We start from the raw sequence: 23502 nt of genomic DNA, 5'->3' as shown, positions 1-23502 counted from the left end.
GAGTCCTACGAAACGGACCTGGTGGAAACCCGCTTCAGGGTCGACGCTGAGCGAACCCGCCAAGTTCTCGAGCGTGCCCAAGAGTCAATTCGCATACTGGCGGCCCATCAGGAGCGAGTCCCGACGACAACAGTAACGCCACTGATAACATTCCCTGACGATCCCGCATTCAGCGGCACGACTGCCGCCTCGTTCGGGATGGATGGACTCCTCTCGACGCTGGCCAGCCAGATCAAACGCTGTGACAGCGAGATCATTCTGCTCTCCCCGTTTTTCGAGGGGGAAGGCTTCGGCCGTCTCGCCGACGTGCTCCTCGATGCACTCGAACGAGAGGTGGAACTGACAATCGTCACGCGTTATCTGTCGGATACAGACTCACACAACTACCACGTCATCCAGTCGTTCATGGACCGCGTTGCGGAGCAGGAGGTTGCCTCACGCGTCTCACTCGTCGACTACACGGTCTGGCACGACGGCACCCCGATTGAGGAGCGAACGCAAGGTGGGGAGAACCCGCAGTTTACCCTCCACGCGAAGGTGATGCTGTTCGACTCCCGAGCTGCATATGTCGGGAGCGCTAACGTCACCGATTATGGCTTCGATCGGTACCTCGAACTCGGCGTGCTTCTCGAAGGTGCGAAGGTTACACCCTTCCGAGAGCTCTGTACCTTCCTCCTTGACTCTACAGGTGCGGTTCGTGTCGATATCTGAGGGGTTACTTTCATACGGTTCAGCATTCGGGGTTTCATAGCTAGCGAGACATCTAATTCGCCAGATAGCGTCGTGGTTCACGCTCGTAGAAAAGTATTAAATGTCTGGGAGATAGCGGCTACGGTATAGCTTCGCTGTCGTATCATCCCCCTTTAGACACCAAATGACAGACTCCAGCACATACCGAACGAACCGCGACCTGTTTTCGAACCACTATCTCGACGACCACCTCCGAGACACAGAGCCCTGGAACAACGTTCCAGACAACGATGTGGAAGTGGCCTTCAAGAAGATCAGCGACCTCTGGGCCGAGAAACAGGAGCGCGTTGACGACTACAACGAGGCACAGTTAGAGAAGAACTTCATTCGGCCAATCTTCGACATCCTCGGTATTCCGTTCGAGATTGAGGAGACAGTCATGCGAAACGCCCGGCGGCCCGACTACGGCTTCTTCCCGAGCGAGGAAGCGGCCGACGCTGCGTTCGACCGCGAGAATTTCTACGAGGAGTCGACCGCCGTCGCCGATGCAAAGCGATGGGGACGAAAGCTCGACACACGCGGAGAGGAAAAACGCGACTTCGAGAACCCGAGCTATCAGATCCACCGCTATCTCCAGGAAACACCAACTCAGTGGGCGGTCCTGACGAACGGCGAGAAGTGGCGGCTCTACTACGGGCCGACGAGTCACCGACTGGACTCCTACTACGAGATCGATCTGCCAAAACTCCTCAACATCGTCGATAGCGATGGTGATCTTGAAGCGTTCAAGGAGTTCTACCTCTTCTTCCGGCAGGGGGCGTTCCTCCCCGACCAGACCGGCGACTGCTTCCTCGACGACGTGTACGACGAGTCGAGCGTCTTCGCTGAGGAACTCGGTGAGGACCTGCAAGAGAACATCTACGAGGCCATCCGTGTGCTCGCGGAGGGGTTCTTGGACACGAACGATGACCTCGACGAGGGCGATCTCGACCTAATCCACGACAGTTCACTCATCTACCTCTACCGGCTCATCTTCGTCCTCTATGCCGAAAGCGAGGGACGGAACCTGCTCCCCACGGACAACGAGATCTACAGCGGGAGCTACAGTCTGAACGAACTGAAACAGACGGTCGTCGAGAACCGTGACGCGACCCAGCAACACTATCAGACCTGGCAAACAAATCTCTGGGACCGGCTCAAGGAACTCTTCGTCTTGATCGACGAGGGCAGCCACGGGCAGGGTATTCCGAAAGAGGACCTCTACATCCCAGCGTACAACGGTGGTCTATTCCGAACGAACCCAGACGAGGACGATAGCGTCGAGTCGCAGTTCCTCTCGAACTACGAGGCTGGCGACGCCTATCTTGCGGAGGTAATCGAACTCCTCACTCGCCACGAGGCCGACGAGGGCAAGGGGAAGGTATTCGTCGACTACTCCTCGCTCGACGAGCGGAACCTCGGATCGATCTACGAGGGGCTGCTAGAGTACAAACTTGACGTGGCCGACGAGCCGTTAACTGTCGACGATGGTGAGTACACCCCCGCTGAGGAGGACGACGATATCACCGTTGAGGAGGACGAAGTATACCTTCGAACCGATGATGGGGAGCGCAAGGCCACAGGGTCGTACTACACCCCCGAGTACGTCGTCGAGTACATCGTCGACGAGACGCTCGGGCCACTGGTCGACGAGATACGGCAGGACCTCATGTCCCAGAGTGCGGACACGACTCACAGCCGGGAAGGTGGGTTTGCCGACAAGTTTGCCGAACGGATCTTCGATCTCACTGTGTTGGACCCCGCGATGGGAAGTGGCCACTTCCCAGTCAACGCGGTAGACTACCTCGCACGGGAGATCATCGACGCCCAAGAGAAGCAGGACCGGCAGGCGATGGACTCCGAGGATGCCGAGGTACGAGCGCCAACGACCGAGGAAGGGGAACTACGGGACATCAACTGGGCGCGCCGGAAGGTCGCACAACGCTGTATCTACGGCGTCGACGTTAACCCGCTCGCGACCGAGCTGGCGAAAGTCTCTCTCTGGCTACGGACGCTCGCGGCTGAGCAGCCGCTCGCGTTCCTCGATCATCACCTCAAGACAGGCAACTCGCTCGTCGGCAGCGACATCGAGGACGTGCTGACCGACGGTGACGACAACACCACGGAAGGCGGACAGCTAACACTCCAGCAGTCGTTCGATCACACACGCCAACGCGCAATGGAGCACGTCACCGATCGCTTCCAAGACCTGCTCAACATCGACAACGAAACGCTGGAGGACGCTAAGGAGATGGAGGCGGTCTACGACGACGTACGTGACGACCCCCTGTACAAGAGACTCCTCGCGATGGCCAACGTCCACACCGCCGATGCGTTCGGCCTCGATATCCCTGACGACGCCGACGAGCGGATGGCTCGCGCGCTCCACAGCGATGCGTGGGAAAAAATAGAGCAGCAGGACTGGTTCAAGAGCGCCCAAGCGATGGCCGAAGAGGAACATTTCTTCCACTGGGAACTGGAGTTCCCAATGGCGTTCTACGATCAAAACGGCGAGCGGAAATCGGATACAGGGTTTGATGCGGTAATCGGGAATCCGCCGTATGTACGGATGGAAGAGTTCAAACGAGCAAAGAACTACTTAGCAAACAATTACGTCACACATGCCGCCCGGTCAGACCTTTATATCTATTTCATTGAAACATCAACTGATATTCTAAACGAGGGTGGTAGATATGGATCAATTGTTTCGAATAAATTCCTTCGCTCGAATTATGGAAAACCAGTCCGATCACTCTTGGGGAACAAGACAAACATTCAGTCAATTATTGACTTCGGAGGTCTCCCTGTATTCCCTGATGCTACTGTACGGTCTGCGATACTCATTTCAGAGAACCACAGTCACTCCGATGAAATGCTTCAATACGCTCAAATCAACCGATTAGACTTCGACTCTCTCTCTTCTGAAGTTTCTGAGGCCGGATACAATGTGTCGGCTAAGGATGTACAAGGGGAGAACTGGCGCTTGGTCCGACATAGTGTTTCCAAGATAATGGACAAAGTTGAGAACCTCGGCACGTCCCTTGTTGACTCAATTGATGCTGGTCAGGTTGGTCGAGGAATAGTTACTGGATTGAACGAGGCGTTTATTATTGATGGAGACGATCGAGATTCCCTTATTAGAAAGGACGCTCAAAACGCAGATATTATTCGGCCTCTTGCAAAGGGACAGGACATCAGGCGATACCATACCCATAATAACGAGATCTACTTGATATATACGAAGCATGGAATAGACATTTCAAAATACCCGCATGTAGAAGAATATCTTGAGCAGTATAAACAAAAACTAGAAGGAAGAGCTACTGAGCAGGAATGGTACGAACTACAACAACCGCAAGAAGCGTACTTCGAGTTTTTCGAGAGCAACAAAATTTTATATCCTGTTATTGCACCTGAAACGCGCTTCGCGCTTCATGAAGAACCACTTTATGTAAATGACAAGTGCTTCTTTATACCTAGTGACGATCAATTCCTTGTTGCTGTATTAAATAGCACTCTCTCTTCTTTCTATCTAAAACAGACTTTGGCTAAATTAGAAGGAAGTTCGGGCGACGACGTTTATTACGAGTTTCGGTCACAGTATATGGAAAAATTCCCAGTTGTAAATCCAAATGAAGGGGATAAAGCCCGTCAAAGAGCAGCTAAGCTCGCCAATGAAATGAAGTATTACCATCAATACAAGGACCAACTCAATCTCAAACTCCTCGACTATCTCGGCAACTACGAAGCGGGCCCAAATCTCCCCGATATCGGCATCTTCCAGCCCACTAACACCGAGTACCTCGACGCTACCGCCGACGATTACAAGAAACTCCAGATCGAACGCGCCCGCACGAAGCGTGACGGTTCATCCGTCACCATCGAGGCGACAGCGCGCTACAAGCCCGAAGACGAGGACGACTTCGAGACCGACACCTATGGCTACACTGAGACGGAGTTCTTCGAGGCGTTCACGCTCACGAACCTGAGCGAGGAGGAGGCCACGCTGATCGAGGCATTCGTCCCTGTCGCCGTCGAGGAGGAAATCGGCGGGGTTCGGGACAACGCCACCAAGACTAATACCCTGATCGACCGTCTAAAGGGGATGAATCTTCCCGACCCGGACGACGTGACTGACGATCTCCGGCGCTACATCGAGACGAAGGAACGCGCTGACGAACTCGACGAGAAGATTGAGAAAACTGACCAGCTTATCGACGAGATCGTCTACGACCTCTACAACCTGACTGACGAAGAGATCGAGATCATCGAGGAAGCGGTCGCTGAGGACTGACTTGCGTCTGCCACAACACTACAACCACGACAGGCCGGAATTCAGCTCCTTGAGGAATCCCTCTCGTACCTGAACGTCCGGGGGGAAGGCAATCGACTCGCCCTCTTTCTCGGTGATCGTCTCACGAAGAAATGGATGTGCAGGCTCGAAAGATGGACTCGTCCGAATCCGATACTCACTATCGACTGTGAACAGCGCGGCGTCGAACGCCCGGTGATGGAGTGAATTCAGCACGAGCACGTTCTCCGCGTGCTCTGCGAGGTCGGGATGCTGGCTCCGCGGTAGTATGTGCGCCAAGTCGAGCAGCGACTCCTCACGAATACCGGTCATCGCGCAGGCATGCCCGTACCGTTCGAACGTCTCTTCCCGGAACGCGTTACTTACCGCCGTCTCGGTCGTTTCATAGCGCCGAACCTTTTCTTCCGTATTGAGGAATTCGCCAGTCGGCCACTGGGCGACCTCTCCTTCCCTGACCCACTGCTTCCAGACTTCGGGCGCCTAGTCGTCGTTGTTCGTCTGCGCACGCTTGTGAAGCCACGAGACTGGAACGGCTTGTGTGTTGAGAATGGAGAAGTGAAAGCGGTAGTTCGGTATCTGTTCTCCCGAATCGTCCTGATAGGTGTGCACCTCAAAGTAATCCGGGACGCAAAGACCACAGAAATCAACGACGCCGCTCTCGGGCTTCCGGAACACCAGTACGGGAGGTACCTCCTCACGTCGTCCCGAGGCCGCCCTGTCGAACGCATCCTTGATCTTCCTGTTCTGCGCTGAGTCGTCGTACCGGAGGCCCTTCTTCGCGTCGCCCCAGTAGCTCACGTACCCCACGTTGATTGCCAGCGTATCCTCCCAAGGGTCGTCGTGCTGGGAGACTCCAGCATCGTTCGAGACGAGAAAGAGGGCTGCGGGCGTCTCCGAGCGATCCGCACCGAGGTCGCGGATTCCACCTGTGTTTTTGATTCCGCTACTCAGCGGATCCACCGCAGAAACTGGTCTTCCGGGCTCCTGAAGCTTCCCGTGTCCCGATAGGCCTCGCCAACGCGGAACGCGCGCTGCATACCGTCACTCTGGTCACCAGTGCTTGAAATGTATTTGCATGGTTAGTAGCGAATGACCGTTCAATCGCGGTACTAGGGTCAGGTCCATCTCCCATCTCAGCAACCCGTCAATATATTTGGGTCTATGGATTCATATATTCGGTAATGAGTTCAGATTCCCAGAATATCGCAGCATTCCTTGAACAATATGCCTTCGGGCCGTCTGCGGATTACACGGTAGAAAGCGCGGAGAGGGGAATGGAAAAGCTCGAATCTGGTTGCACTACTTTCTCGAGAAAGTAGGCTATGATTCTGACCGAACTGAGCATCGGGTGTATCTGGAGCCGGAGGAATCCTCAGAGCTTGACCGGTTTGTCGCTGATTTCGTGATCCGGCAACGAGCGACCGACTCAATCCGTATACTCGCAAGCACGTGGATGGGTGAGAGGCATGATGTTAACCATGAGAGGAATTCTGTAACCTCGATGGACATCACTTCTCAGTACTTCGATTATTTCAATGCTCTCGATTACCACTTTTTCATCATATTCACAAACTATTATCTGATCATCGCAGAGCCGGATGGGTCTCTTGATACATACGCCTATGACCGGTTGACTGAGTCTGAAGTTGAAGAAATTAAAACACGGATCGGTCCTCTTCGAGAGCACGGTAACTAATTTGCGAGAAGTTAACTCTGGCCGCCACATCTGAAATCGATAGTGTCTGATTGCACGTGCGGGTTTGATATTGGGGACCGTGTCAGCTTTGCGGGCGGTGAAGGCGAACTCGTCAAGGTCAACCATCGACCATCGGGCCAGTGTCTACTCCACATCCTCCCTGATGACGATGACTCAAAGAAGCTCCCTGCTGCAGTAGTTGACCTGATAGACAGCAGTGACGACCTCCTCGAGAAGGGTGAATTCGACGACCCACAGCGATTCAACCTTCGTGCTCGGGCGGCCGAACTAGATCTCGCCCATCGGCAAGATCGCTTCGTCGCACTGGAAAACAATCGAATCGACATCGCCCCTCATCAGGTGAAGGCCGCTCACGAGATCCTCACCTCCTACGACCATCGCTACCTCATCGGCGACGAGGTCGGACTCGGAAAGACCATCGAGGCTGCGATCGTCATCGAGGAACTCGCTGCCCGTGGTCAAGCTGACCGTGTCCTCATCGTTGCTCCGGCTCCGCTCACAACCCAGTGGCAGGAAGAACTCAGGGAAAAGTTCGACACGAACTACGTTATCTACGACCGCGATTACGTCGACGCCAAAAAAGACGCCTATCCTGCTGAGAACGTCTGGTCACACGAGGACCGCATTATCACCTCCATCGACTTCGCCAAGCAGGAGGACATGCGCTCGGCCCTGAAGAACATCCAGGAAGACTGGGACATCGCACTTTTCGACGAGTCCCACCACCTAACGGCACGTCGAGATGGGAAGCGTGGGAGCACCAAGACGGATCGCTACCGAGTCGGTGAGGCAGTTTCCGAAACCTCTGACGGACTTCTGTTCCTCACTGGGACTCCACACAACGGGAAGCGCGATCAGTTCTACTTCATGATCTCGTTACTCGACCCCTATCGCTTCCGCGACGAGCACGACGTTGACAAAGAGGGACTGCAAGACCTGATGATCCGTCGATTGAAGGACGAGATGTACGAGGCGGACGGGTCGCCGATGTTCCCCGAGAAAAACATTCAGACACTCCCGGTCGGGTTCACAGAAGAGGAACGGCAGCTCTACGACGACGTCACGGAATACATCACCGAGTCTGTCTCTTATACACATCTNAGATGTGTATAAGAGACAGACGCTGGGGGGTTTGCGATGGTCCTCTACCAGAAGCGTCTTGTCTCCTCAATTTACGCGATTCAGCAATCTCTACGCAACCGGATGGAGTCGATCAAGGCAGGTGGTGCTGACCCAGGAAATCTCTCTCCAGTCACGAAGAGCCTGCTCGATGAGTATCGAGAGGATCCCGAGATGCTCACAGAGGCACAGCGTGAGCACGTCGAAGAGGAGCTTGGCGGTGCCGTTGCCTCTGGTGACCCCGAAAAGATCGAAGAAGAGCTCTCGATAGTCCGTGACCTCTACAACCAAGCAAAGGCCATTCAAGTGGACTCGAAGGCAGAACGACTGCGGGAATACGTCGAGGGAATTCTGGAAGAGGATCCTGACGAGAAAATCCTCATCTTCACCGAATACACAGACACGCTCGAGTACCTCAAGGGACGAGTGTTCGGGGACAGGGACATCGCAGAAATCTACGGCGACCTCTCCCAATCCCAGCGCCAGCAGCAGTTCAAGAAGTTCGAGGGACCAGCGAACGTGATGCTGGCAACGGACGCTGCTCGAGAAGGGCTGAACCTACAGTTCGCCCACATCATGGTGAACTACGACCTACCCTGGAATCCGACCCGGATCGATCAGCGTATTGGACGCCTCCACCGCTACGGGCAGGAGGAGACTGTCGAGATTCGGAACCTGTTCTTCAAGGACACACGTGAGAGCATCATCCTCGAGCGGCTTCTCGAGAAAATCGACGAGATCGAGGAAACGCTCGGGATGAGCTCGGACGTCCTCGGGCTCGTACTCGAAGACATCGACCTCGAAGAGCAGATTATGTCTGCACTCGCGACCGGCCAGAGCCCTGATGCTGTCGTCGACGATCTTGAGGCCATCGCCGAGGACCAAGAAGAGGCTGTCCGGCGCGTCGACGAGGAACTCCTCATCCGCGATAAGTTTGACCTGAGCAAGGAAGACCGAGATATCCTCGACATCGTCGAAGAGAGTGCTGCTGATACGGTGAGCGACGAAGACGTCGAATATCTCGTCAGAACCGTCTGCCAAGAGTTCGGCGGTGGCCTCGAAAACGTTCGTCCCGGTCCTGCCAAAGACGGTGATGACGTGTTTGATCTGGTTGTTCCTGACCGGATTACCAGTGAGAATGTGGCGAGTCGATATGACGGTGCAACCTTCGACCGGGAGAACGCGCTTGCAGACGAGAATCTGGAGTTCATCACGCTCGACCACCCCGTGGTCCAAGCAATGATGGCGTACTGTCTGGATACGGATGCAGTTGGTGGACAGACGGCCGTTCTCACCGGAGGAGAGGAACTGAAGACACCTGGACTCCTCTGTCACTACCGGATTGGCTATCTCTCGGGGAGCGGTGATACAGTGACTGAGAAACTCGCACAGGTCTACGTCACCCCTGATGGTACGACCAAGACCGAGAACATCCACATTACGGGCGGGCTGCCCTCATCAGCTATCGACGGACATCCCTCACTTGGCACTGTAACTGCGCAGGCTGAACAGCTCGTCTCGAAAGCAGACGATGTGGCCTGGGAGCTCATCGACGACCTTGCACAAGAAGCACGCACAGACCGAGAGCGAGAGGTCCGCATTCGTCGAGAGCACGCCAAGAACTACTTCGAGTACCGGATTGAAGATCTCGAAGAACGGATCGAGCAGTTCGAAAAGCGCGACCGTGCAGGCGAAGATATGAGCGCAGTACTCGCAAAGCACCGCAGCGAGGTTGCTGAGTTACGAGATAAGAAAAATGCAGAGATGGCCCGGCTTGATGGGGAAGAACAGGTCGTTCCCGATGAACCCGACCTCGTGAATATGGCCGTCGTCGTCGATGCCTTCAAGAACTGATCGCAGTTCCAAACGACTTTCCCCATTCCCGCCCTTTCGTTCGCACAATGGATTCGGGGCCATCTGCGATCGACCTCTTTTGTGGCGCTGGGGGGCTCTCTGAAGGGCTCCGACGGGCCGGCTACGATGTACGCTGGGCGGTCGACTATGACGAGTCTGCCGTTGAAACCCATCGTGAGAACCACGGTGATTACGCTATTCAGGCAGATATCCGTGAGACCGACCCTGCAGAGGATGGTCCCGATATCGAGCCGGGCAACCTTGATCTCGTTGCGGGGGGACCACCCTGCCCATCGTTCTCTACAATCGGTCGTTCAAAACTCGGCTCTCTCGAGGATCGCTCCGTCGACGAGGACGATCGGAACGTTCTGTATCTTGATTTTCTCCGGTACGTCAAGCATTTCCAGCCACGGGCGTTCGTCATGGAGAACGTCCCTGGGATGTTGACTGACACAGTCACTGTCGAGTCAGATACGGTCCAAGAGTCTCTCCCGATCGGGGAAGAACAGGAGGTCGAGCAGTCCCCGGTTGGTGAGGAAGTTCCTGTTACAGAGGTAATAATTGAGGAAATGGAGGGTCTTGGCTATACTGTAGACAAGTTCCTCGTCGATGCTGCGGATTTCGGCGTTCCCCAGCATCGAGAACGGCTCTTCTTCATCGGCCGGCAAATAGGAAAGGCTCTGCCAGAGCTCACCCGATGGTACACCCACCGAGAGCCGACCGACAGAGAGAAAGATCAGCAAATGCAGATTCGTCCCGAACTGAGGGACAGCACTGATAAATCTCAAGAGACGTTCAAAACTGGTTTGTCCTCTGTCCTCCCTCCCTTTGAGCCTGATCGGGAGTACAGACTTCCCTACCTCACCGTCGCAGACGCGATTATGGACTTGCCGCCGATTTCCCCCGATGGGGAGATGCCACCGAACCAAGCAACTGAGTATACGCTCCCTCCCGTTTCGCCGTATCAGGAATGGGCCCGAAACGTCCCAGATGGCGAGGACTGGGAGGATCAGCCGCTCCGTAACCATGACGCACGCTGGCACAATCATCTCGACCTCTCAATATACAAGCTGCTGGGTCATGGCGTCGGGTGGAACATCGGTCAGGTGAGCACCAGACTCCAGCCATACCGCGATGACGTATTCTCGGATAAGTACAAGAAGCAAAATCCCGCGAAGCCAGCGTCAACGATTCTCGCCCATATGCGGAAAGACGGTCACATGTTCATCCACCCGACGGAAGCACGTTCACTCTCCCCTAGGGAGGCGGCTAGGATACAGTCGTTCAGGGACACCTACTGGGTCCCTGAGAGCCGGACGGACGCATACCGCTTGATTGGTAATGCTGTTCCGCCTCGACTTGGGGAGGCAGTCGGTGTTGCGGTTCGGCAAACAATTCTCACGGATAGTCACACCGATGGCTGAGAATCCCCTGCTCTGGCGACGATTCATTTGTCTTGGCCCGTTCTCAAAGGCGCTGTTCAGATAATACTCACAGTAATCAGAGAGAGTCGTCTTTGATATTTGCGTGGTAGAGTCAACTCATTCCGGAAAACGGATGACTCAGTTACTATCGGCTGGGCCGAGAAAGGTCGGCGTCAATTCTCGTCACTCGGTAGAAGGTCTCTGAAGAGGACTATAACTCACGTGCTTATCTGAACACTACCGCGAAGACTCCCTAAAAACATTTGCCAAATAATAGTATGACATTCCAGTGCTCGTCACCCGAGCACAGCGCGACGACTTCACGGCACCGGTCGCGACGGCCGCCGACCACCACCTCGAGTGCGAGCAAACCCGGATAGGCCCACGGGTCGTCGGCGAGGACTTCGAGACGCTTGTCTATCCCGTCGACGACGGCGCGTACTACCAGACGACGTTCGCATACTGGCAGCAGCTGCTCGCGGCACGCGCCACGCAGGTCGGCGTAGAACCGACGACGCCGGCGCCGTCAACGCCGACTCCGGAGGGTGTCGGGACGGGCGTCACTGCTGACGGTGAGACGGTGGCGGCCACCGCGGATCCCTTGCTCGATGCGTGGACGGCGACCGAGACAGGAGGCCGATAGCGATGGGACGCACGAACCCCAACCTACCGAGATGCGTACGGGCCATCGAAGAGTGCTGGGCGGAGTTCCGCCGGGCACTGCGGCGTCGCGACCAGCCGCGCTTCGACCGGCTGTTCGAGTACGCCCGCGAGCACGCCGACGCGAGCGGGCTGTTGAACCACCAGAACCCGCTGCTGCCGGCACTACTCAGCATCGATCTCGAACAGGAGGGCCGCCTCGACGACCACGAGGAACGCCTCGAGGAACTGGAGGCCGCGGTCGCAACGAGCCAAAGAGGCCATAAAAGGAAGTCACGCCATGACGATCACGACTCGGAAGACCGATGATAATCGGAACTATACCGTTCGATATCGAGACGACTGACTTCGCAGTCAACGACCAGCTGACAATCGGTGAGATTGTCTCAAATTGGGTGCGAGAATAATCGAGCCCCTAGTATGAGGCCAGAAGGATGATTAGGGCTACCAGAACTGATTAGAAGTTACGATTATTTCTCTTTGGCAAATGGATTATGTGCCGTATCTTGAATACGTAGTCTACGGCCTCTCAGGTGCTATCCTTTTGGGTGCATCTATATTCGCTGTTCGTAAACTGATTCTGTGGAAAGGGGTATATCCCTCTCCTGAATCTTTGAGGATTCAAGCAGCACGAGAACACGGCTGGTGGAGAGGAATACCGAATTTGAAGCGTGCAGCAAATTCCTTCTTCAACACCTGGAGAACCGGCTTGACTATAGTTATCCTACTGGGGTTGACCACTGGATTTGGATTTGTTATTAGCACCTTCTTCGGGAGTATTTCATGGGAATCTGTGGATATAGTCTGGCAGGTTCACGCAGCAATAGTCGGGCTCAGCTTTGTTGTAATTGTATTCCTGATGGACTACGTCACTAGAAGCAATCACGTTGATAGCGTTCTGGAGCGCTTTGTCGAGAAATCTTTCGTAAAGCCGGTTCTGTATTTCTCGCTACTCGGCACCGTTGCAATTGGGTTCTCCTATCTCTATTCGAATTATTTACCTGTTGGACTTGAGGCTGACTATGCGGTTTCTTACTTCGTGATCACGGTACTGGGGATTCTTGCAGTCTACTATTCCATCCTCAGGCTGATTTTAGACACATCACCAGACGAATATGCCTACTCATTACTGAAAAAACACATCACGCGGAAAATCGAGAGCGATGCGAAGGTTCACCAGTCAAGTAAGGTAATTAGAGACCAGCTGTCCGATGAAATTGATTTGGTGAACTTCAGATATGGAATCGGTCCTTCTGAGAGCGATTGCATTACGATAGACGACTTAGACAAAAAGCAGTACGTATCTGATATCAAGCCTCGTCAGTACACCGATGCGCTATACCAGCTTTTTGAGACTTTGCAAGAGGCAGAAGGAGAGTCTAGTATTGTTGGGGAAGAAACGACGGTGAGATCGGAAGTGCGGCTCAACCAAGATGCAGAGCAATACTCTATTATCGTCGACACATCTCAGGATTTGACTGACATCGATTTAGAGAGTGTTAAAGAAGAACTTGACCAGTGCATATTGACTTCTTCTTCCCCGCCGTGGCCTCCCTACCTGGAAGATCCGTACGAATTTGTGGATTACCTCGAGAGAAAAGGTGTTAATACGGTTCGAAACGGGGAGTTTGGCTCGTTTTCGGAGTTTGTGAAGAATTACGGAGATGTGATGATGCATGTGCTGACTGAATTGGAGCAGCAAGATTCTCTCTTCCAATATGGAAGGTACTTCGAATTGGAATCGCCCTTCTATAATTTGGAGAGGATTTTCCTCAGTGTGTTCAGTGAATGTTTACAGGAGCGAGACCGAGAGCAGGCTTTGGAAACAGCAAAGGTTCTCAATTCAGTCACCAACTATTCTTTGAAAAACGACCTACAACCGCCATTTCGAAACTTTATTTACATTTATTCAGGATTTGTATTCGAACTCTGTTCCCGAAAGTCCGAACTCCCGGAAGTGTTCGCAGCTGGAATAATCGACGAACTCGCCCAATCTCTAAATATAGTCTTCACTGACGCTGTTCAGAAAGATTGCGATAATTTCGACTCCTTCGATGTGAACCGAATGCGGGAGGAAGGCTACTCGTTCTCCCTGTTAGAAGAAATTCATAAAATGTTGAAGTACGCGTTAGATGTCAAGGACGCCCGTACTTTCATCCGAATCTGGGAGATTCCTAGCATATCCAGAGACCAAAGCCGGATAGAGATCGGCGACGAGATACAAAGCGAGATCAAACAGTTGCTGTTCAGTGCTGCATCTCTCTCCTATTCAGTAGCAAAGCAAGATCACCAGCACAAGGAAGAGTTCAAGAAAATCTACGATAGGAAGCTCAAACGCTTTTTCCGTGAACTAGGTGATATGAGTGATGTTTATTTTGCCATTCAGAACTCGAACCGAAATCCTCCTCGATGGACTAAGTGGGAAACACAGGAGCACGACGTGGTTCAGGGGTCACACGGTCGTCCAGTGTTCCTAGATAATGAGATCACAGAGTTCTACTGCTTCCTCGGAATTTATTGTGTCTACTATTCTGAATTCGATGACGAAAATCCGATCAAGGAGAAGTCGATTTCAGAATCAGATTTCCAGTCTCTACGGTTTACTGTTCAAGAAATCATTCGGACCAAGCCGTTGTTCAATCTTGAGGAGTATATGGATGAAAAAGAGCTTGAAGAACATGCTGAACAGTTCTTAGAATACCATGAGGAAATAATGGAGCCGAAGGACAAAGAATCAGCTTGACTTGTCTTAAAAGTTGTTTGTACGGCACCGCCAGCTATTCTGGATCAGCGGCTGTTTGAGTACAGGTTTGCTTCCCGATCCCGAGTTTCTCTGAGATCAAGGCATCATCGTTACTTTAACCAACATATGCGCCTATCCGTCGGAGACGTTGGTTAATGTGAAATGACGAATTCCAGAGATCATCAGAAACAAAGAGTAAGGGGCTAAAAGAATAAAATACGCTCTGGTTTGTGTTCTTGACACTCCTTTCTTGAAATTCGGAAGCGACACGCCACGGCTTATCTGCTCCTCAACCGTTCTGTCGGATGTTGGAGGATCTGAATACCTGATGCCGTTCACTATCAACTTCTTGGATGACGGGCGCGTCCTCGAGTGGGACGCCACCACCGACGGCGCCGTCGCGACCGAGCGCAACGACTATAACCCACGGTTCTACGTCGCTGCTCGCGGCCCTGACGCCGACATCGACCTCACTCCGCTCCGGTCGATCTATGATCAGCACCCCGACGTCATCGCGACCGAGATGGTGACGCAGCGTCCTGGATTCCGTCGCGACGAGGTGGCCGTTCTCGCCGTCGACGTCGCCCACATCGACCGCGTCACCACACTCGCCCGGCAAGCGCGCCAGCTGTCGGACTATCCAGTCGGGGATCTCGCCTGTTTCAACGTCGACTTCTCGCGAGAGTTCCGGTACTGTCTGGAGACCGGCGCCGATCCGACACCCGCAAGCGAGCTGTCGACGCTCCGGCTCAGCGTTCCGGTGACCGAAATGAGCGACGACATCTACGGGAAACTGTCCGTCGCCGGCGACACCGTCACCGGGTCGTCGACGGATCTCCTGACCGCCGTCCAGGGGGCGCTCGATGCACACGATCCGGACGTCCTAGTCTGCTCGACGAGCGAGATCGTCCCGACCCTCCACGAGATGGCGACGGCCACCGGCGTCGACGACTTCTCGCTGAATCGGTGGCCGGACGTCGACTACCAGCAGCTGGCGAGTCGGTCGACGTATTCGAGCTACGGTCGCGTTGGCCACTCGCCGGCGCGGTACAACGTGCCCGGCCGGGCGATCATCGACGAGTCGAACACGTTCTTCTACGGGGAGACGAACCTCGACGGCGTCCTCGACCTCGTGTCGCGCTCGAAAAAGCCCGTCCAGGAGCTCGCGTGGGCGTCGATCGGGAACGTGCTCACAGCGATCCNGAGACGAACCTCGACGGCGTCCTCGACCTCGTGTCGCGCTCGAAAAAGCCCGTCCAGGAGCTCGCGTGGGCGTCGATCGGGAACGTGCTCACAGCGATCCAGATTTGTGAGGCACACGACCGCGGCGTCCTCGTCCCGTGGAACTCCTGGCGCCACGAGTTCTACAAGCCGATGGGACGCTCCACGACGCCGACCGCGGCGGCTTCATTTTTGCCCCCGAGGTCGGTCTCCACGAGAACGTCCACGAACTCGATTTCTCCTCGTTGTACCCGAACATCATCTGTACCCGAAACCTCTCGCCGGACGTTATCCGGTGTGACTGCCACAGCGACCGCGACGACGTCCCCGGCCTTGGGTACTCAATCTGTGACGACCGTGGCTACCTCGTCGACGTGCTGCAGCCGATCATTGACGCCCGCAACGAAATCAAGGCGGCCATCCGTCGCGAGAAGGAACAGGATGATCCCGACGAGGACCGACTGGCGGAGCTCGAGGGGCGGTCGGGAGCGCTGAAGTGGATCCTCGTCGCCTGCTTCGGCTATCAAGGGTTCAGCAACGCGAAGTTCGTCGCATCGAGTGCCACGAGGCAATCAACGCGTTCGCTCGCGAGATTCTGCTGACGGCGAAACAGCGGCTGGAAGCCGGCGGCTGGCGGGTCGTTCACGGCATCGTCGACTCCATCTGGGTGAACCCAGACCCCGACGACGATGACTGCGAGGACCTCGAGACGCTCGCAACAGAGATCACGGAGCGCGTCGAGATTCGGCTCGAACACGAAGTCCACTACGATTGGGTGGCGTTCGTGCCGCAACGAGAGAGCGACGCCAGCGCGCTGACGAAGTACTTCGGGAAAGTCGCCGACGAAGACGACTGCAAGATCAGAGGCATCGAAGCCCGGCAGAGCTCAACTCCACCGTTCATCGAGGACATCCAGCAGGACTGTCTCGATCGGCTCGATGTGACTCAATCTCCGGACGCCATACTAGACTGTCTCTAAGGACGCCGTCAATCGGCTCCACGCTGGGACGGTGCCGGTTGAAAAACTCGTTGAACGGAATCGCGTCTCTAAGCCACTCGATGGGTACATGCAGAACACGCAAAACGTGGCGGCGCTGAAGCGAGCTCGCGATCAGAACCTCGCTGTCCACCCTGGACAGGACATCGAGTACGTGGTCGTTGACGACGAGAAGCGGTCCCGAGAACGGGTCGAATTGGCTCACAAGGAAATCGAGTCGTACGATACGCCGTACTATGAGACGGAACTCATCAGGTTCGTCGAGAACTCGCGGAGACACGAGTGTCGGAGTTGACGGCGTTCGCGAACACTGAAAACAAGATTAATCAACACAGGAGTCGATTGAGGTAGAGCTGTTGGTTAATCGTGGTTCCTACGATGGCGAACCCCCACACCCCGTGTGCGATATGAATTTGGTGAGAGGGTAGGCAGGGACGGACCAGCAGAACAACTCGGAAATTGATGAGAGAGTCTACGAGAAGACGTAGAGCCAACGAAGCCGTCCAGCCCACGAGGGAGCCAAGCCGCGGACGAGCACAGTCATATCACGAAATACACTGTTTTGTTTCGACCGTCTCTAGGTCCAGTACGGATCCAGTTGACAGAGCAGACATGTAAAGGTTTCTCTTAAACACAGTCATCTCAATATATCCCTTCTAGAGGCCTCTACTCCGTGAAATCGGCAAATTCCAGGTGCTTTGCAGTCACTCACCTCGAGCACCCCCTCCCGTCATCTTCCCGATTTCATATCGCACACGGGGTGTGGGGGTGATTTACCGACCCGATCTGAACTCACTTGAGATCGTCGAGGAATATCTCGGATTATTTAGACCGAGAATACGTCGTATTTCATCTTTCGACCTCTTTTGACTCGATTCGATATCGACGGCTGCTCAACGAGCTATCCGGCATTTCATATCGCACACGGGGTGTCGTCACGACCAATTGATTTCGCCCGCGGTTACTGTTTTCTACCGGATATCCTCTTCTAAAACACCTCTATCAACTGAATTCGGCTGATTTAACCTCGCACACGGTGTCCATATTTATTTATAGTTTCGACCTAATTGCGCAAACATGGCTGACGGCGACGATCAACAATCTCTCTCACAATCTATCAAAGGCCGTCTTCAGGAGGGGGTTCAGAACTCTGTTTTTCGAGATAAGGGACTTCTTGACCCGGATGCCGTCATCGACGAGGATCGGATCGTCGGTCGCGATGACCAGTTAGACGACGTCATCACCTACCTACGACCGGCACTGCAAGGGAATCGCCCACCCAATATGCTCCTGTACGGCCCGTCGGGGACCGGGAAGTCACTCATCATCAACGCAGTCTGTCAGCAGGTCCTCGAACTTGCGAATGCACAGGGTGATCGATTCGGAGTCATTAAGATTAACTGCCAGACGATCAAGTCGCACGACCGCGCTGTCTATCGCTTGGCAAAGAACGCAGCTGACGAAGCTGGCGTTGACGTTGACATCCCTCAGAGTGGAATCTCGACAGACCAGAAGCTCAATCGGTTCTACGAGATTCTAAGCCATAATTTCGACTCGGTCATTATCATTCTCGACGAGGTCGATCTTCTGGTTGGCAGGCAGCGGGATCCAAACGACGAACCAGCATATTCAAAGCTGCTCTACCAGCTGTCTCGAGCATCACAACTCGGTCGGATCGAAGGCCATGTCTCCGTCGCAGCGCTCACGAACGATCCTCGATTTATGGAGGATCTCGACGGCCGAGCGGAGAGTTCGTTCAATCCGCAGGATGTCGTTTTCCCTGATTACGATGCGAATCAGCTACAGTCGATCCTTGAGCGACGTCGCGACGCGTACCAAGACGATGTCCTTGAAAACGGCATCATTCCACTCAGTTCGGCGTTTGCTGCGCAGGATCACGGTGACGCGCGGAAAGCGATCGACCTGTTCCGAAAGGCCGGCGAGATTGCAGACCGCAAGGGTGAGGATACGGTCACTGAAGAGCACGTCCGTGACGCTCAGAAGGAAGCCGAGCGTGACCGGACGTTGACTCAGATGCAAGGCCTCTCCACACAAAAGAAGCTCTCACTCTACGCCACGGCAATCGTTCCGGTTCACTCCCAGCGTAACCTGAATGCCGTTCCCAGCACAGTTGCGTACAGAGTGTATCAGTATCTCACCGATTTGCTGGATGCTGACGAAAAGTCACGGGACTCTTATCTCCGATATATGAGCGAGGCTGAGACCTATAATTTCGTCACGTCTGAGAAACGAGGGCGAGGGTATGGGAGTGGTGTTCATAAAGAATACACGTTCATCGACGATCCCGAAGTGGTCGCTGAGACGCTTCAGGCCGACATCCGACTCGAAGAGGTAGAACACGACAAGAACTTGATTCGGTCTGTTGTCAACGCACAGATAGACGATTTCTTCGAGGGGAACTGACGCGAAGAGTCGGTAACGCCGGCACCGAATTCATTTTGCACACGGGGGGGGTTTCCGTCGGAAGTACTGCAAGGATAATTGGTATGTCTGCCAACACCCCGCAAGATTTCATATCGCACACAGGGTGTCTCCCTTCGACTCATCAGTCAATTCATCTCTCACACGGGGTGACCCCCAAGGCGAGACCGAAATCATATCGCACACGGGGTGTACTGACTCAACGCCATCGGCAAAATCACTTCGCACACGGAGTGTACTTTGACACTCCAGTGGAATCATTTCGCATACGGGGTATCTATCAGATCAGTTTCGGACAGATCGGGATACCCTCCCACCGACTGTGGCAGGGCTCACAGAGCGAGACCAAATTTGAGTGGTCATGCGCTGCTTCGATCTCATCTTGGCCGAATTCCGTGAATGGCCGGATATGGTGAACTTGCGGATATGGTGAAAATCTTATCACAGAAGTAGTGTTCTGCCCGCTCCACTACCGACGGCGGTCTTGAGACTGTCTCACCACAGAAATCACACTCGACTTCAACGGGCATGGTTCGGCCTTTCGCCGACCATCAGCAACCGTCATCACTGATGAATGCCCGAAGTTATTCGTTCGGGTTGACCGGCTCTTTATATTTTGACTTCACTGATTTGCCGTCCCGCCACTGCCAGTAGTAGTAGCGGTTGTCATTGATCTTCTTGATCGTGATCGTCGCTTTGGCAGGAACATCGTCCGGGAGGTCGTCTGGTCGCTCTTCGACCTCTTCTTGATTTGCCGACTCCTCGAGGCGGGCCTCACGTTCCTTGTGCTCGGCGAGCGCTTCTGCATACGTAGCAACGTCTCGGAGCCGCTCCGGGTCCGACTCGTTGAGCGTGTTGACGATCTCTGTCGGGAGGTTCGCCGGTGGGGTCGGGGGGTCGTAGGACATCGGCTACTCTCGTGTTAACCAACAACGGCTGCGAATCCATAGTTTTGTTGGTTAACTCGGTGAAAAAGGTCCTCGTGCCTGCTGGCTGTAACACTACTCGAAACTTCTTTATATAGTAGTTTCGTACTATGTTACACTGTGCTCCGGCGCATCGAACTCGAGGTCCTCGCCACGGTCGACCGCGGCGACACGATCTCCGACCTAGCGACGAAGCTCGACCACACCGAGAGCTACCTCTCTCGTGCCGTCCGCGACCTCGTCGAAAAGGGACTCGTCTACACGGAACGCGACGGCCGTCGAAAACGAGTCGTCCCGTCGGATGCTCGAGCCGTCGAACTCTATCGGGACCTCGTCCGCCAGCACTCCCACATCGAGTTCCCCGAGCTGCTGACCGGAAAGGCACTCGAGGTGCTGTACTACCTCGACCAGCCGCGAACCGTCTCCGAGATCGCCGACCGGAGCGACAACTACCGCAACACGGTCAACCGCGTCCTCAAGCGGTTTCGTGACCGTGGTCTCGTCGGGACGGCCGACGGCCGCTATGACTTCAACGCCGATTTCGACCGCCTCCACGAGTTCGCCCGTGAACTCGCACACCATCTGCATCGTCAACGCCTCGAAGCCGTCGCCCCGAAGGGCACGATTCTCTGGGAGGACTACGACGAATTCCTCACTCAGACCAAGACGGAGATCGACGCGGAGGCGTTCCACGAAACTGGCCTCGCTCGATTCGCGGCCTTCGGCCTCCAGTTCCTGCTCACCGGCCACCGCTACTACGTCTACTCCCAGGACCTCGACGCAGTCTCGCCGGCGGAGCTCTGCTGTCACACGCTGTTAATCGACGACGGGAGCCGCCACCGCTCGTACTGTCTCCTTCTACTCAGCCACGTCGACGTCGACGAGGCGGACCTCCGAGAGCAGGCGGCGAAGTATGGCCTCGAAGACGAAATCGACGCCTTGCTTCGCTACCTCGAGACGCACGGCGAGGTCGACGACGACCGGCTCCCGGCGTGGGACGAGTTCCAAGAGCTGGCGGGTGAGTACGAAATCGAACGGTAATCGAGTACTGAGACGGAGCTAATTCTGTAAGGGTTACGCGTCGTCCGGGCGAGGGGAATTCTCGTACTCTGCCTGATCGGTGATATCGTGACCTACCTCGTCGGTGTCGCCGAGAAGGAACCGAGCGACTTCCTCGTCGAACAAGGGTTGCTCGTCGGCACGACCGAGTTCTTCGCGAAGAGCCACGTCCTCAAACGGGAGTACGAGGACGAGGAGCACCCCTTCGGTTGGATGTAGGACGGTGTTTTTGAGCTGTTCGACCGGGAGGGACGGCTGTATCGCTGGCAGACCGAGGAGGACCTCGTCGACGTAACAGAAGACCTCCCGTGACCGCGGGCAGGATAGTGGCTGTGTGCGTTAACCAACGCCAGCGATAAAACGGATGGTTTGTTGGTTAACCGAAATCAGTTCGCGTCAGCCGGAAGGCGGCCATCTGGGCGGGGAACGCGGCCCCGTTTGATCTCGTGATCGACGTGACGCAGGTGCTTGCATCCGCCTTCGGGAGAACGCTGCTGCCAGTCGGGACAGGTACACGATTCGTCGATGACATCGACTTCGTACCTGTTGCCGGACGCGGACTGTACCTCGTAGCGGCCACCTTTCGAGAGGAGTGAGACATCCATCGCTTCGGCGATGGCACGCTTCGTGCGGGGCTCGAGATTGTCTTGTGACTCTGCGTTCTCGTCGACGACCATTCGGTCGCGAACGTCACCCGTTCGGCCACCGTCGGGAGCGACGGCTTCCGCAGGGCCACTGAGCCGCTCGTGGAGCACTTCCTCGACCGGATGGCCTTCCCGACCACAGGTAATGGACCTCACGGCGCTCGCGATGGTCGTAGGAGCCGCACGCCGCTGCGCTCCCGGTCCACACTCGCTAGGCACCGAGCGCGGCCATCACGTCGACGATGTCACGGGGGACCGTCTGGTGGTCGTCCGGGAAGAACACCCGAAAGCGGGTACACGCCTCCTGTGGCGGGACACTCTCCCACCAGTCTTCGCTGGAGCCCCAGCTATCGAACATCGCGTCGTCGCTCCCGTAGCCGACGGTCACGCCGTCGATCGGCGTCCAGTCTGCTGGGAGTTGGTCCGCCTCGCCTTCGAGCACCCGAAGAACCGCGTATCGGAGGTACTCGTGGGCTTGGTTGTCTGTCGTACGAGCGACTTGGTCGTGCTGCTCGGCAACGTGCTCTGCTTCCTCGAGGACCGTCGTGAGATCGGGTTCAGTCATCATTCAACGGAGGTCAGAACGCGCCTCCGCACCTCCGGGGGCGCTGAAAAACTTAACCAACAGAGCGGAAGGAATCCATCACCACGTTGGTTAACTGAGTGAGGACGGGGATTCGTCCTCGAGAACGTCGATGAGTTCTTCTGCCGTTCGACTAATCCGGCCGAGGCGCTCGCGAACGACCTCGGTATCGTCCGACTCCCACGCAGCGAGGTAGAACGCCGACCCGCTAGTGTCGAGCCCGCAATGGCGCCCGACGACGTACGCGACGGCTTCGGCCTCGACTTCGCGTTTCGACTGTTCGGTGTCGTCGTCGACGTCGAAGTGGAGCAGGGCGTGTGCGTACTCGTGAATCAGCGTCCGCGCGAGGTCGGCCTCGTTCTCCCGATCTCGCACCTCGACGAGCGGTTGGACGTCGACGAGGCTCAGCTGCTCGCAGATGCCCTTCGCCTCACCGCGCGTCCACTTCTCGGCTGGAACGATTCGCACCGTCACGCCGAGATCGTCAGCGACGGCATTCAACTGGTCGACGAGGTCGCCGGCGTCGCCGGTCGCTTCCGTGTCCAGGTCGGGAAGCGGCTCGCCCTCCGTCTGGGAGACATCGAACACCGGCGCGGGCTTGAATCCGACGAGGCCCTCGGACCACTCCTCGGGTGGCGTCTCGTCGTACTCACAGTCACTGTTCTCGTGGTAGCTCGGCGAATTCTCGCACTCCGGGCACTGCTTGGTGATAATCGGCGCCCAGATCCAGATGGCCGATTCGCCCTCCGTGACGTGGCGGTCGAACTCCTCCTGCCACGTCCGGTAGCCCGCCACCCGGCTCGCCTCGGGACACTGCCGCTTGATGAGGAGCGTGTTCCGATACGAGTAGTCGTGGAAACGACTCTGGACATCGAGCCACTCTTGGAACTCTTCGCTGGCCTGCGCGTCGTCGACGCTGGCGACGAGGTCGTCGATCCACTGTTCGATGGTGCTGTTCATCTCGTCGGATCGCGTGTCGGTCTGGTCGAAGGAGACCGACGAGTCTCTGGTCATGGACATCGTGTTCACCGAATCGAATTCACGGCGACTGCGTCTGTTCAGACCGCGCCGC

14 protein-coding genes and 5 pseudogenes are annotated in these 23502 nt (G+C 55.5%); 13 read left to right on the top strand and 6 right to left on the bottom strand.

Going from position 1 to position 23502, the window contains the following annotated elements:
* Positions 1-711, top strand: a 711-nt coding sequence (locus C486_RS16600) for a phospholipase D-like domain-containing protein (RefSeq protein WP_008458142.1), incomplete at its 5' end; no start/stop codon positions are given.
* A 163-nt stretch (positions 712-874) separates the two neighbouring features.
* Positions 875-5023, top strand: a complete 4149-nt coding sequence (locus C486_RS16595; protein WP_008458140.1) for an Eco57I restriction-modification methylase domain-containing protein — start codon at positions 875-877, stop codon at positions 5021-5023.
* Positions 5024-5041: 18 nt separating this feature from the next.
* On the opposite strand, the gene C486_RS22055 is transcribed toward C486_RS16595, so the two are convergent.
* Positions 5042-5353: an HNH endonuclease signature motif containing protein gene (locus C486_RS22055; protein WP_206536984.1), complete on the bottom strand. Its 312-nt coding sequence runs from the start codon at positions 5351-5353 to the stop codon at positions 5042-5044.
* Between the two features lie 168 nt (positions 5354-5521).
* Positions 5522-6001: a hypothetical protein gene (locus C486_RS22050; RefSeq protein ID WP_206536983.1), complete on the bottom strand. Its 480-nt coding sequence runs from the start codon at positions 5999-6001 to the stop codon at positions 5522-5524.
* 221 nt (positions 6002-6222) lie between these two features.
* On the opposite strand from C486_RS22050, the gene C486_RS21405 reads away from it, so the two are divergent.
* The 9 genes and pseudogenes from C486_RS21405 (at position 6223) to C486_RS16550 (ending at position 19200) form a co-directional block, all read left to right on the top strand.
* Positions 6223-6360 carry a hypothetical protein gene (locus C486_RS21405; protein WP_160164306.1) on the top strand — a complete coding sequence of 46 codons (138 nt, stop codon included), beginning with the start codon at positions 6223-6225 and terminating at the stop codon, positions 6358-6360.
* 29 nt (positions 6361-6389) lie between these two features.
* Positions 6390-6737: a hypothetical protein gene (locus C486_RS16585; protein ID WP_008458138.1), complete on the top strand. Its 348-nt coding sequence runs from the start codon at positions 6390-6392 to the stop codon at positions 6735-6737.
* 42 nt (positions 6738-6779) lie between these two features.
* A pseudogene (locus C486_RS22900) lies at positions 6780-9731 on the top strand (helicase-related protein).
* 47 nt (positions 9732-9778) lie between these two features.
* Complete coding sequence (locus C486_RS16575; RefSeq protein ID WP_008458136.1) at positions 9779-11155, top strand: DNA cytosine methyltransferase; 1377 nt, start codon at positions 9779-9781, stop codon at positions 11153-11155.
* Between the two features lie 277 nt (positions 11156-11432).
* A pseudogene (locus C486_RS16570) lies at positions 11433-11798 on the top strand (hypothetical protein); the annotation flags it as partial.
* A 2-nt stretch (positions 11799-11800) separates the two neighbouring features.
* Positions 11801-12124, top strand: a complete 324-nt coding sequence (locus C486_RS16565) for a hypothetical protein (RefSeq protein ID WP_008458132.1) — start codon at positions 11801-11803, stop codon at positions 12122-12124.
* 178 nt (positions 12125-12302) lie between these two features.
* Complete coding sequence (locus C486_RS16560) at positions 12303-14558, top strand: MFS transporter (RefSeq protein ID WP_152419191.1); 2256 nt, start codon at positions 12303-12305, stop codon at positions 14556-14558.
* A 328-nt stretch (positions 14559-14886) separates the two neighbouring features.
* Positions 14887-17044, top strand: a pseudogene (locus C486_RS22895) (type B DNA-directed DNA polymerase); the annotation flags it as partial.
* Between the two features lie 809 nt (positions 17045-17853).
* Entirely contained in the window at positions 17854-19200 is a 1347-nt protein-coding gene (locus tag C486_RS16550; RefSeq protein WP_008458129.1) for an orc1/cdc6 family replication initiation protein, read from the top strand.
* 298 nt (positions 19201-19498) lie between these two features.
* On the opposite strand, the gene C486_RS22890 is transcribed toward C486_RS16550, so the two are convergent.
* Together C486_RS22890 and C486_RS16545 are read right to left on the bottom strand one after the other, a co-directional pair.
* Positions 19499-19663: an HNH endonuclease gene (locus C486_RS22890; RefSeq protein ID WP_206536982.1), complete on the bottom strand. Its 165-nt coding sequence runs from the start codon at positions 19661-19663 to the stop codon at positions 19499-19501.
* Between the two features lie 139 nt (positions 19664-19802).
* A complete protein-coding gene (locus C486_RS16545; protein ID WP_008458127.1) occupies positions 19803-20126 on the bottom strand; it encodes a hypothetical protein in 324 nt (107 codons plus the stop codon).
* Positions 20127-20264: 138 nt separating this feature from the next.
* Between C486_RS16545 and C486_RS16540 the strand changes: the two genes are divergently transcribed.
* Positions 20265-21185 (top strand): helix-turn-helix transcriptional regulator, encoded by a 921-nt coding sequence (locus C486_RS16540; RefSeq protein ID WP_008458125.1) that lies wholly within the window; start codon positions 20265-20267, stop codon positions 21183-21185.
* Positions 21186-21248: 63 nt separating this feature from the next.
* A pseudogene (locus tag C486_RS16535) lies at positions 21249-21515 on the top strand (hypothetical protein); the annotation flags it as partial.
* 74 nt (positions 21516-21589) lie between these two features.
* Here the strand turns inward: C486_RS16535 and C486_RS16530 are convergent.
* Both C486_RS16530 and C486_RS16525 read right to left on the bottom strand, forming a co-directional pair.
* Positions 21590-22412: pseudogene (locus C486_RS16530) on the bottom strand (hypothetical protein).
* Positions 22413-22502: 90 nt separating this feature from the next.
* A complete protein-coding gene (locus C486_RS16525; RefSeq protein ID WP_049910641.1) occupies positions 22503-23450 on the bottom strand; it encodes an ArdC-like ssDNA-binding domain-containing protein in 948 nt (315 codons plus the stop codon).
* Between the last annotated feature and the right edge of the window lie 52 nt (positions 23451-23502).

The organism is Natrinema gari JCM 14663 (assembly GCF_000337175.1).
In the GTDB taxonomy this organism is placed as follows: Archaea; Halobacteriota; Halobacteria; order Halobacteriales; family Natrialbaceae; genus Natrinema; species Natrinema gari.
Note: the sequence above shows the minus strand (reverse complement) of the source record. Positions and strands in the feature narration are given on the sequence as shown.

What these genes read in the sequence shown, in the direction of transcription:
- C486_RS16595 (WP_008458140.1), top strand. Translation starts at nt 875, where the DNA reads ATGACAGACTCCAGCACATACCGAACGAACCGCGACCTGTTTTCGAAC.
- C486_RS22055 (WP_206536984.1), bottom strand. Translation starts at nt 5,353, where the DNA reads ATGACCGGTATTCGTGAGGAGTCGCTGCTCGACTTGGCGCACATACTA.
- C486_RS21405 (WP_160164306.1), top strand. Translation starts at nt 6,223, where the DNA reads ATGAGTTCAGATTCCCAGAATATCGCAGCATTCCTTGAACAATATGCC.
- C486_RS16575 (WP_008458136.1), top strand. Translation starts at nt 9,779, where the DNA reads ATGGATTCGGGGCCATCTGCGATCGACCTCTTTTGTGGCGCTGGGGGG.
- C486_RS16565 (WP_008458132.1), top strand. Translation starts at nt 11,801, where the DNA reads ATGGGACGCACGAACCCCAACCTACCGAGATGCGTACGGGCCATCGAA.
- C486_RS16560 (WP_152419191.1), top strand. Translation starts at nt 12,303, where the DNA reads ATGGATTATGTGCCGTATCTTGAATACGTAGTCTACGGCCTCTCAGGT.
- C486_RS16550 (WP_008458129.1), top strand. Translation starts at nt 17,854, where the DNA reads ATGGCTGACGGCGACGATCAACAATCTCTCTCACAATCTATCAAAGGC.
- C486_RS16545 (WP_008458127.1), bottom strand. Translation starts at nt 20,126, where the DNA reads ATGTCCTACGACCCCCCGACCCCACCGGCGAACCTCCCGACAGAGATC.
- C486_RS16525 (WP_049910641.1), bottom strand. Translation starts at nt 23,450, where the DNA reads ATGTCCATGACCAGAGACTCGTCGGTCTCCTTCGACCAGACCGACACG.